The sequence below is a fragment of the Streptococcus sp. NSJ-72 genome (assembly GCF_014334035.1).
Classification (GTDB): domain Bacteria; phylum Bacillota; class Bacilli; order Lactobacillales; family Streptococcaceae; genus Streptococcus; species Streptococcus constellatus.
In genome coordinates, this window is the sequence record NZ_CP060489.1 from 236,865 (window position 1) to 248,216 (window position 11,352).

Consider the following 11,352-nt stretch of genomic DNA (forward strand, 5'->3'; position numbering starts at 1 on the left):
TGTGAAAAATTGTGAGCAAATTTTTTGTAAACGAATTCAAAAAGTATTATGATATTAACGTGACTAAAAAATAGATTTTGAAATTGCAATTCCATTCTCTGGTAATGGAGGATTATGATGTCTGATGTAAAAACAGTTCCTGCTGCTGTCGCCATGCTTCGTGTATTGGAAGCGTGGGGTGTTGAAAATGTTTATGGTTATCCTGGCGGTTCTGTCAATTCAACTATGAATGCACTAGATTTGGAGAAAGAAAACATTCGCTTTGTACAAGTTCGTCATGAGCAAGTTGGAGCTCTTGCGGCAGCAGCTCATGCCAAATTGACTGGAAAGATAGGAGTAACGCTTGGTTCTGCTGGTCCTGGTGCCATCAATCTTTTAAATGGTTTGTATGATGCGCGTGAAGATCATGCTCCAGTTTTGGCTTTAGTGGGTCAAGTACCAAGTACGAATATGAATTATGATTACTTTCAAGAGTTTTCTGAGTTACCCATGTTTAGTGATGTAGCAGTCTATAACCGAGTAGTGATGACGCCGGAAAGCTTACCTTATGTTGTAGATAAAGCGATTCGTGAAGCCTATAAAAACAGTAGCGTGTCTGTTATTATCATGCCAAATAATTTTGGTTATGTAGAAATTCCAGATGTAGATTATGCTTCACATACAGCAGAAAAAAGCTTGCCACTTCCACAGGCGACAGATACTGAAGTGGATCAATTTCTTGAATTGGTAAAAGAGGCTAAACGTCCTATTTTCCATGTGGGTTCTGGTATTGGCGACAAGGCTCATTTATTGGTAGAATTATCTCAAAAATTACAAATTCCGATTGCTGTCGCGGGTCTTGCAAAGGGGAAAATCCCCGAAGACTTTGAAGCGAATTTAGGCACACTTAATCGGGCTGCTTCTAAGGTTGGTGATGAAGCATTTGCAGCAGCTGATCTTGTCATTGCTATTGGGACAAATTTTCCATTTGCTAACTTAGTTTATCGTTCTCATTATTTCAAGTTTGTATCGGTGGATATTGATGTGGCTAATTTTGGTCGTCATCACTATCTAGATTTAGGAATTTTATCGGACTCTGGAAGTTTTCTCCAAAAAGCTTTGGAACGTAGTGCAACCATTGCTCCGCGTCCATTTTATCAAGCTAGTGTGGCAGCCATGAAGGATTGGAAATCCTATCTGGAACGTTTAATGCAAAAAATGGATGGACCATTAGAATTTGAACAAGTCTATCGTGAGATCAATCGTATTTCAGATGCCAATGCTGTTTATGGCATTGATGTCGGGGACAACATTATCAATAGCTTCCGTTTTTTGAACTTTACACCAGAGAAGAAATGGACAATTTCAGCTCTCTTTGCTACGATGGGGTATGGCTTACCAGCTTCTATCGCAGGTCAATTTGCTTTTCCAAATCGTCAAGTTTTCAATATTGCTGGAGATGGTGCGTTTTCAATGGTCATGCAAGATTTGACGACCCAAGTCAAATATCAGTTGCCAGTTATCAATATTGTCACTTCTAATAATTCACTCAACTTTATCAAGTCTGAACAGGAAGATTTGGTCATGAACTTTTCAGGTGTGGATCTTTATGAAGTAGATTTTGCTAAAGTCGCGGAAGGAATGGGTGTAGAGGGAATAACAGTTAAAACTTTAGAAGAATTGCCAGCTGCTTTTGATCGCGCCCTTGAAGTTTCAAGAGCTGGAAAACCTATTCTGATTGATGCCAAAATCACCGATAAGCGTAGCATCCCTGTGGAAGAGTTAGAGCTAGACATTGTTGATGGCGAATTTGTCGAAAGAATCTCTGCTGGTTACCAAGAAACTCATGGACAAATGAGTCCGGAAGAATTCTTTGCAACTTATGATGGGCAAGAACTTCGTCCGATTACAGCTTATTTCAAAGAATATGGTGTCAAGCCATAACACGCTAGACCATTTATTTTAATTTTTACAATCCTTATAGGTGCAAGGGTGGGAAGTGATTTCCCGCTTCTGCCCTATTACAAATTGTAAAAGTTGTTTCAATTTATCAAAATGGTATAAATTTTATACATATTGCTATTATTCTCATCTGTTAGAGAATAGGATTGAGTTTTGTCACATAAAAATGAAAGCGCTTGCTTTAAAGACTCGATTGAATTTTCTCTATGGATATGCGCATATAAGACAGGAGGAAATATGATGTCTTACCAAACTAGTAATGCTGAAGGTCCAATTGATTTCATCAACACATATGATTTAGAACCGATGGCTCAAAAAGTCATTCCAAAAGCTGCATTTGGTTACATTGCAAGTGGAGCTGAGGATACCTTTACTTTGCGAGAAAATATTCGTGCCTTTAATCATAAGCTAATTGTACCTCACACGCTTCGCAATGTAGAGAATCCAAGTACAGAGATTGAATTTGATGGGGATAAATTGTCTTCTCCAATTATTTTAGCACCAGTAGCCGCTCATAAGTTGGCAAATGAACAGGGAGAAGTAGCTTCAGCTAAGGGAGTGCACGAATTTGGCTCTCTTTATACCACCAGCTCTTATTCCACAGTTGACCTTCCAGAAATTTCCCAAGCCCTTCAAGGAACCCCCCATTGGTTTCAATTTTATTTCAGTAAAGATGATGGTATTAACCGTCACATTATGGATCGAGTCAAAGCTGAAGGATATAAAGCAATTGTCCTGACAGCCGATGCAACTGTTGGGGGGAATCGTGAAGTAGATAAACGAAATGGCTTTGTTTTTCCAGTTGGAATGCCAATTGTGGAAGAATACCTCCCTGACGGTGCTGGTAAGACGATGGATTTTGTTTACAAATCTGCTAAGCAAAAATTATCCCCTCGTGATGTAGAATTTATTGCTGCTTACTCTGGTCTTCCGGTCTATGTCAAAGGACCGCAATGCCGTGAAGATGTGGAACGCTCACTTGACGCAGGTGCTTCTGGGATCTGGGTGACAAACCACGGCGGTCGGCAAATTGATGGTGGGCCAGCAGCCTTTGATTCCTTGCAAGAAGTAGCAGAAGCAGTGGACAAACGAGTACCAATTGTCTTTGACTCTGGTGTTCGTCGTGGTCAGCATGTTTTTAAAGCGTTGGCTTCTGGAGCAGATTTAGTGGCTATCGGACGACCAGTTATTTATGGTTTAGCGCTTGGTGGTAGTATAGGAGTTCGCCAAGTCTTTGAACACATCAATGAAGAATTGAGAACCGTCATGCAACTGTCTGGTACACAAACGATTGAAGAAATTAAACATTTCAAACTTCGTCACAATCCCTATAATCCAACATTTCCAGTAGATCCACGAGATTTGAAATTGTATTAAATTGATAAAAAACACAGTTTCCTTTCAATCAAAGGAGGCTGTATTTTTTTGCTTCACAGTAAGATTAACATCATCTAGAGCCAGCTGTTGACCAAATCTCTTACTGATGTGTTTCACATTCAAAATAGTTTCCATAATGTGACCTCCATTTTTTCTATCGTAGAGTTTCTCCTCTCTTCAAGGATTAGTATACAAAATGTTTGTCAAATAAGTCTCGAGTAATTCTCAAATATTTCTAAAATTTACAGAGTTAAGCTTTTTACGTGTAAAAAGAAGACTAAAATATAACGCAAACGCTTGCAAAGAAGTGAAAAATTATATAGTATGGAAGGTGAAAAAGATGAAAGTGAGATGCATAATGCAAAGAAAATGGTGGCATGATGCCGTAATTTATCAGATTTATCCAAAAAGTTTTATGGATAGCAATGGAGATGGAATTGGCGATTTACAAGGAATTACAAGTAAATTGGATTACTTGAAAAAACTTGGAATTACCGCTATTTGGCTTTCTCCGGTTTATAAGAGTCCGATGGACGATAACGGTTATGATATTGCTGATTACGAAGCAATTGCAGATATTTTTGGCTCTATGGAGGATATGGAGGAACTGATTGCAGAAGGAGAGAAGCGCGATATTAAAATCATTATGGACTTGGTGGTCAATCATACTTCTGATGAGCACGCTTGGTTTGTAGAGGCGCGAGAACATCCAGATAGTCCAGAGCACAGTTATTATATCTGGCGAGACAAACCAAATGATTTAGACTCTATTTTTGGCGGCTCTGCTTGGCAATATGATAAAAAAGCTGGTCAATATTACCTACATTTCTTTAGCACAAAACAACCGGATCTTAATTGGGAAAATGAAGCTCTACGTCAAAAAATTTACAAGATGATGAATTTCTGGATTGACAAAGGAATTGGTGGCTTTCGCATGGATGTGATTGATATGATTGGCAAGCTACCTGACCAGAAAATTGTCAATAATGGTCCAATGCTGCATCCTTACTTGCAGGAAATGAACCGTGCGACTTTTGGGGATAAGGATTTATTGACAGTTGGTGAAACTTGGGGAGCAACTCCTGACATTGCAAAACAGTATTCAGGTCCAAAGAATCATGAATTATCTATGGTTTTCCAATTCGAGCACATTGGTCTTCAACATAAGCCGAATCAACCAAAATGGGACGTAGCAGATGAATTGGACGTACCAAAATTAAAAGAAATTTTTACCAAATGGCAAAATGAACTAGGTGTAGAGGAAGGTTGGAATTCGCTTTTTTGGAATAACCATGACCTTCCGCGCGTTGTCTCCATATGGGGAAATGATACGAAATACCGCGAAAAGTCAGCGAAAGCTTTAGCAATTCTCCTTCATCTGATGCGTGGAACTCCTTACATTTATCAAGGGGAAGAAATTGGTATGACCAATTATCCTTTCAAGAACTTAGAAGATGTTGAAGACATTGAATCTCTCAACTATGCCCACGAAGCCCTTGATAAGGGTGTGCCGCTTGATGATATTATGGCCAGTATTCGTACGATTGGGCGGGACAATGCTCGCACGCCTATGCAGTGGAATGCCCATCAACATGCTGGTTTTTCAACTGGTCAACCTTGGCTGGCTGTCAATCCTAACTATCCAACAGTCAATGTTGAAGCAGCTTTGGAAAATCCGAATTCTATTTTCTATACTTATCAACAATTAATTCAATTGAGAAAGAGCAATAATTGGTTGGTAACAGCAGATTTTAAACTACTTGAAACGGCTGATAAGGTGTTTGCTTATTTACGAGAAACGACAACAAAGAAATATCTGGTCGTGATGAACTTCTCAAATGAAGAGCAAAGTTTTGTCTTGGAAAATACTGTAAAGGAAGTTTTGATTGCTAACACAGATGTAACTAAGATACTTCAAACCCATAAATTACAAGGCTGGGATGCTTTTTGTGTGGAAATTGAGTAGAAAGATTGGCAAGAACTCGACATAAAAAATACTGTGAGAAGTTCCACAGTATTTTTTATGTCGAGTTCTATCTTGGGATCAAAAGGGTCAAATTGATAAGGAGGAAAATCAAGAAGCAAGTAAGACTTGCACTTTTGGGTGTTTCCAATTGTCGGTAACAACTTCGCTTGATTGTTTCATCAAATCCGTGGGCGTACATAGCTTCTATGTAAGAATCTCGCCAATTAAAAGCGATAAAAATAGCTTTGATATAAAAGAGTGGTGACCAGAAATGAAGTGTTTTTCCTCGCAGGAGACTCGCTTCTCGGACAGCTTGGATTTCTTTTTGAATGACTGGAATGGCGTTTAGTACAACGAGCAGTCCATAGGTGAAGTGACTTGGAAGCCCTTTTTTATGCCAATAGCGCAAGAGCTGATTGAGATGAACACTATATAAAAAGGTCATTCCCAAAGCTGCTAAAGCAAAAGATCGGGTAAACAGTATCATTGCTTGACTGTTATCTCCATGAAGTTGAATAGCCCAGTAATTTGCTAATGCTGGTAGCAAAGGTAAGAGCAGTGTCCAGAAAATGCCCCACCATTTCCTTAGATAAATGAGGTGGGCGAGTACTCCTACGACAATAGCACAGTTGAGCCACGTTGATCGGATAAAGGAGATTTCTAATGTCAAGGCAATGAGAAGGAACACAAGTGCGAAGACATTTGTTTCTTCTTTTTTCATAGCGACCTCCTTTCTGTCAGCCCGTCGGACGTCAGCTCTACCAAATGATCACTAATGCCGTCCAAGGGCTCCAAACGATGAGAAATAATTATAAAGCTTTGCTGAGCAGCCTTGTCTTTAATCCAATTGGCAAAAAAATCACAGGCCTTTTTATCTAACCCAGTAAATGGTTCGTCCATGAGTATGACAGGGGTTTCCAAGGTCAGGATAGATAATAATTGAATGATTTTTTTCTGCCCACCACTCAAGTGGAAAAGACTAGAATCCATTTTCCTGTCTAAACCAAATAAAGTTAAGGCTTCTTGTACCTTTGCTTGGTTTTCATTGGAAAGAGAGGGCAGGTTTAATTCCTCTGCAGGGGTCGTCCGAATGAATTGCTTTTCAGCATCTTGAACAACAGCAGTAATATGGCGATATAACTTCTTGTTCTTCTTAATTTTTCTGCCCTGATAACGCATGCTGCCTTTGTATTTTTGCAATTGCAAAATGGCACGAAAGAGAGTGGACTTGCCGACACCGTTAGCTCCGATGAGAGTCGTAATACCTTGCTGAAAAGTAAAGTCCTCAATTGTAAAAAGTATTTTTTTGTCAAATTGACAGGAAACATGTTGCAATTGTAAGAGAGGACTTCGCTGGGTATTTTTACGTACCAGTTGATAGCTTGGGTGAGCCTTTTTTAAAAGAGCTACATCTTGTTCAAAAAGTTTCCCATTTTTTAATTCAACAAGACAGTCGACATAGTCAGCATAGAGGCTACGATCATGGTCACATAAAATAACGGTCTTCCCCATTTTTGTCAAATCTGCTAGTAAATGAATCAAGCGTTTGCGTGCTACTTGATCGACAGAAGCAAAGGGCTCATCCAACAAAATAATTTGTGAATCCATAGCTAGCAGAATGGCTAGAGAAACTTGTTGTTTTTCTCCGCCAGATAAGGTCAGAAAATTACGATGGAGCAAGTGTTCCACTTTCCCAAGAGTGACAGCGTGCTTGATTTTTTCATCAATCTGTTCAGCAGGCGTTTGGAGATTTTCCAAGGTAAAAATCAATTCCTCATAAAGGGTTGTCATGGTGAATTGACGGCTTGGATTTTGAAACATCATACTAAGATAGGTAACTCGTTCATGAATCGGTAAATGAGACAGCAATGTATGACCTAACTTTACCTCTCCAGCGAAGTCTAATTCATTGAAATTTGTTAAAATCCGAAAAAGGGTTGATTTGCCAGCACCGGTATCACCAATCAAGAGTGTCATTTTTCCTGTTTCAAAGGTAAAGGTTAAGTTTTCAAAGACATCTCTAAGATAAATATGCTCTAATGTTAATCCCATATTATTTACCAGCGGCTTGGTTAATCTTGTCATAAAGATTCATAATAATTTTAACTAGAACAGCGCAGAAGAAGAATACAGAGAAGAAGCGAACAATAAGCAATGCTAAGACAAAACCGGGTTTGAAAGCGTAGTAACCAATTTTGAAATATTCATAGGTAAAGCTCAAAAGGGTTGTACCAATGGCGCTGTAAGTAAGTGACAACCAATCATAGCGTTTGTATCTGGTCGCAGCAAACCCAATCTCGCTACCAAATCCTTGTATGAAGCCAGAAATCAAAGTGCTCATGCCAAATTGGCTACCGTACAGTACTTCAGCAAGCGCAGCTAAAAGCTCACCAATCGTGGCGCTCCCCGGTTTGCGCAGTAACATAGCCGCCATCGGAGCTGCCATACACCACAGACCAAAGAGAATTTCATTGGCAAAAGGCTCGAGCCCGATAGGTGCCAGAACAGCTGATAAGATATTGTAGAGAAAGCTAGAACCGACAAAGATTCCACCGAAAAGAATAGCCAAAAGAGCTAAGAGGATAACATCTCGTAAACTCCATTTTTGAAACATAAAAAACTCCTTCTAACAGAGCAGATGAGGAGTTTTAGCGCGACAAAATGAAATCTAATCAAAAGAATGGTTAGATTTTCTAGTTTTTCATTATACATTTCCCTGCGCCAGTATTAACTGTATCAGGTTCAATGGGTATAATCTCAGCCTCAGCACCCCAAATGTTCTTTGTTGTTTTATTATGCTGCTATTTTAACATTGATTTCTTAAAATAGCAAGGGACTAGGTTTGTCAATTGCACTGTCTAGTTCTTGTCAGTCAATAAGAAACAATGAGAGATCTACTCATATGACAAAAACGAATAGCTATTTATACTAATTGTTCTTTAGCTAAGTTGCGAGCTAATTCATCTTTAATCGTAATGCCTTCGTGTTCTAATTTTTCAATCGCCTTTGCAAATTGCAGTAAATAGCTTTTGTGAGCTAAAAACAGCTCATCCATGATCCGCTTGGCAGTATGACCTGAAGGAAGGAGGGGATTGATCGTAAAAGCTTGCAGAGCGATACCATAGTTTCCAGAAACAGCTGCTTCAATGATTAACAACTCCATTGATTTCATTACTTGTAGCCGGCAGTTGGTAAAGAACCAAAAGAAACAGTTCGAGCTCCCTGAGACCCAATATAGGTCGTTACTTCTACGGTACATTCGGATGGTAAATCAAGAATGGCACCGTTATTTCGAGTGGACACCACCATTTCAGTATTTTTATTGGCATAAATAGCAGCAATTGTTTTGCAAGCGGTATCTGAATAATAAACACCGCCGCGTTCTTCCAGTTGTTTTGGTTTGTAATTGAGGGCGGGATTTTTGTAAAGTTCAAATAAATCGTGTTCAATTTGTTTGACTTGCTCAGCACGCGTACCGATTGTCCGATATTCCTCTAAGTTATGAGTTGATATTTCTTCAAAACGATAATAATAGCGATGATAATCACAAGGAATCATCTTCATTTGTTGAAGCTGTTCTTTAAAGTAAGGAATTTCGTAAATATTCTTAGGAATTCCTTTACTGTTATCAAATAATTTATCAATCAAGGTTAAGGCGATATCATTGCTGTCTTTATCTGCAACCTTATGCCAATGAAAATGATTGACTCCAGCGAATTGGTAAATTAAATTTTCTGAATCCATACCAAGAACTTCAGCTTCTCGCATCTTGGCTGCAACTGGTATATTACAAATCCTGATGACTTTTTCCCAATTTCCATAACGCAAAACAGCTTCTGTGACCATACCTGCTGGATTTGTAAAGTTGATGAGCCAGGCATTGGGGGCAGAGTCATTTCATGTCTTCGACAATTGCTAAAATCACTGGAATCGTTCGAAGGGCTTTGAAAATTTCTCCAGGCTCCTTTGTTTCTTGCCCAAGTAGTCGATAGGAAACAGGGATTGCTTGGGCAAGAATGCGAGCGGAGAGTTGTTCCACGCGAAACTGTGTTGTTACAAAATCAGCGTTCTTCAGAGCTTCTGTCCAATCCAAGGTTGAATGAATTTTCACATCATATCCCGAAGCGTCCCACATTTTTTGAGGCATGGCGGCTATGATATCTTGTTTTTCTTTACCAGCAGGAACATCAGGCAGCCAGATTTCTTTAATAGGAAGATCGGTATAACGTTTGGTAAATCCTTCCATTTGTCATTGCTGTCAATAAAGTGAAAACAGTAGAAGAATAATTGTAACTTTTAAAATAAATATGAACCTTTCCAGCTAGCTTTCTTTTATCTGTTGAAAAGGCTTTTTACTATTTTGAATTCTGATGAATCTGTGATGAGTAGATTGTTTTCTCTTTGCATTAGATGTGTATTTAGAAATATATTTCATAGAATAGTATCAGTATTTGTGAGTATCTATAGAAAAGAGTAGGAAAAGAAAAATATAATAGAATAGTAGAAAATAATTTATTGACGAAAGCAGGTGAACTATAATGAAGGAAATTATCTTTTTAGATGTAGATGGTACGATTGTTGATTATGCGAATCATATTCTTGCCTCTGCTGTAAAGGTATTTGTCAGGCGCGTGAAAAAGATCATCTGGTTTATGTCTGTACTGGACGTAGTAGGGCTGAAATGCCTGAGAAAATCTGGAAGATTGGTTTTGATGGTATGGTTGGTGGGAGTGGTTCTTATGTAGAGCAAAAAGGTCAGATTATCATGCATCAGTTGATTCCGTTGGATGTGGAAAAACGAGTAGTGGACTGGTTGCATAGACGCGGCTTGGAATTTTACTTGGAGAGCAATAATGGTCTGTTTGCCAGTGAAGATTTTCGTGAGGTAGCTCGTCCAGTATTACGCGCCTATGCTCAGGAAAAGGGAGTGAGTGCAGAAGAAGTAGGACAATTGGAAGCTGAAGAAGCTCTTCATGGGTTAGTTTATGGAGCTGAACTTTATCGTGCAGATCTCAATAAAATCAGTTTTATTCTCAAATCTTATCAAGATCATTTGGATTCTAAAGAAGCTTTTCCGGAGTTGAAAGCTGGTACATGGGGTGGCAAAGGAGAGCACGCTCTTTTTGGTGATTTGGGAGTCAAGAATATTACAAAGGCTCACGCAATTGATGTATTGCTCGAATATCTAGGAGCGAAAAAAGAAGATACGATTGCTATTGGGGACGCTAAGGTAGATATTCCTATGCTGGAATATTGCCAAGTTGGAGTTGCTATGGAAAATGGTGGACCAGAAATTCTAGCCATGGCTGATGTGATTACTGATGATGTGGTTGAGGACAGTTTCTACAATGCTTTTGAAAAATTAGGACTTCTTTAGAGGAATAGTTTATGACAAAAACACTTTATTTGATGCGACACGGGCAAATTTTATTCAATAAGCGGTATCGGATTCAAGGTTGGTGTGATGCTCCCTTAACGCCTTTGGAGATTTATCAAGCTCAGGAGGCAGGTCAATATTTTAAGGATGCGGGCATTGTTTTTGATGATGCTGCCTACAGTTAACCTCAGAGCGAGCTTGTGACACATTAGAGCTAGTGACGGACGGACAAATTCTTATTTACGAGTAAAGGGGCTAAAAGAATGGAATTTTGGTCTTTTTGAAGTGCAGCCTGAGCGACTGCAATCTAAGTTTCGCGCAGGAGCCACTTCTTTTGAAGATTTATTTGTTCCTTACGGAGGAGAGGCTGTTGAACAAGTTGGTGAGCGGGTGTTGATGACATTGACTGAAGTTATGGAAAAAGCTCAAGCAGAACCAATTCTAGCAGTCAGTCACGGTGGTGCTATGTGGGCCTTCTATCTCAAGGTTACAGCTCAAAGTCTGGATCCCAAGGAGCGCTTGGTAACTGTGCTATCTGTCATTTCCATTATAACCAGGGGCATTTTAAGCTAGCAGAAGTTATTGATCCACTGACAGGTGATGTTTATGACTGTAAATGAAAAAAGTCTGGGAAAATAAGATTTCTCAGACTCTTGTTTTGTAAAGAGGGGGAACCATGATGCTTTAAGTT

At 39.2% G+C, this 11,352-nt stretch carries 6 protein-coding genes, 3 pseudogenes and 1 riboswitch; of the genes and pseudogenes, 5 read left to right on the forward strand and 4 right to left on the reverse strand.

Annotation, left to right across the window (positions count from 1 at the left end; translation table 11 throughout):
• Nucleotides 1–117: 117 nt before the first annotated feature.
• From spxB to H8787_RS01250, 3 genes are all read left to right on the forward strand, one after another.
• Nucleotides 118–1,923 carry a pyruvate oxidase gene (spxB, locus tag H8787_RS01240; protein WP_187328358.1) on the forward strand — a complete coding sequence of 602 codons (1,806 nt, stop codon included), beginning with the start codon at nt 118–120 and terminating at the stop codon, nt 1,921–1,923.
• Between the two features lie 258 nt (nt 1,924–2,181).
• Entirely contained in the window at nt 2,182–3,318 is a 1,137-nt protein-coding gene (gene lctO, locus H8787_RS01245) for an L-lactate oxidase (RefSeq protein ID WP_003070883.1), read from the forward strand.
• A 358-nt stretch (nt 3,319–3,676) separates the two neighbouring features.
• The gene (locus H8787_RS01250) at nt 3,677–5,284 is read left to right on the forward strand and encodes a glycoside hydrolase family 13 protein (protein WP_187328065.1); all 1,608 of its coding nucleotides are present in this window, start codon (nt 3,677–3,679) and stop codon (nt 5,282–5,284) included.
• Between the two features lie 67 nt (nt 5,285–5,351).
• Here H8787_RS01250 and H8787_RS01255 read toward each other — a convergent pair whose 3' ends face one another.
• From H8787_RS01255 to H8787_RS09995, 4 genes and pseudogenes are all read right to left on the reverse strand, one after another.
• A complete protein-coding gene (locus H8787_RS01255) occupies nt 5,352–6,005 on the reverse strand; it encodes an energy-coupling factor transporter transmembrane component T (RefSeq protein ID WP_187328066.1) in 654 nt (217 codons plus the stop codon).
• Nucleotides 6,002–7,336 carry an ATP-binding cassette domain-containing protein gene (locus tag H8787_RS01260; RefSeq protein ID WP_187328359.1) on the reverse strand — a complete coding sequence of 445 codons (1,335 nt, stop codon included), beginning with the start codon at nt 7,334–7,336 and terminating at the stop codon, nt 6,002–6,004. The genes H8787_RS01255 and H8787_RS01260 overlap by 4 nt, the downstream gene beginning before the upstream one ends.
• Before the next feature lies 1 nt (nt 7,337).
• On the reverse strand, nt 7,338–7,898 hold the full coding sequence (locus H8787_RS01265) for an ECF transporter S component (protein WP_187328067.1): 561 nt from the start codon (nt 7,896–7,898) through the stop codon (nt 7,338–7,340).
• An 82-nt stretch (nt 7,899–7,980) separates the two neighbouring features.
• Nucleotides 7,981–8,068: riboswitch (TPP riboswitch) on the reverse strand.
• A gap of 139 nt (nt 8,069–8,207) precedes the next feature.
• Nucleotides 8,208–9,530, reverse strand: a pseudogene (locus tag H8787_RS09995) (6-phospho-beta-glucosidase).
• A 292-nt stretch (nt 9,531–9,822) separates the two neighbouring features.
• On the opposite strand from H8787_RS09995, the pseudogene H8787_RS01285 reads away from it, so the two are divergent.
• A pseudogene (locus H8787_RS01285) lies at nt 9,823–10,661 on the forward strand (Cof-type HAD-IIB family hydrolase).
• Nucleotides 10,662–10,672: 11 nt separating this feature from the next.
• A pseudogene (locus H8787_RS10000) lies at nt 10,673–11,281 on the forward strand (histidine phosphatase family protein).
• Nucleotides 11,282–11,352 lie beyond the last annotated feature (71 nt).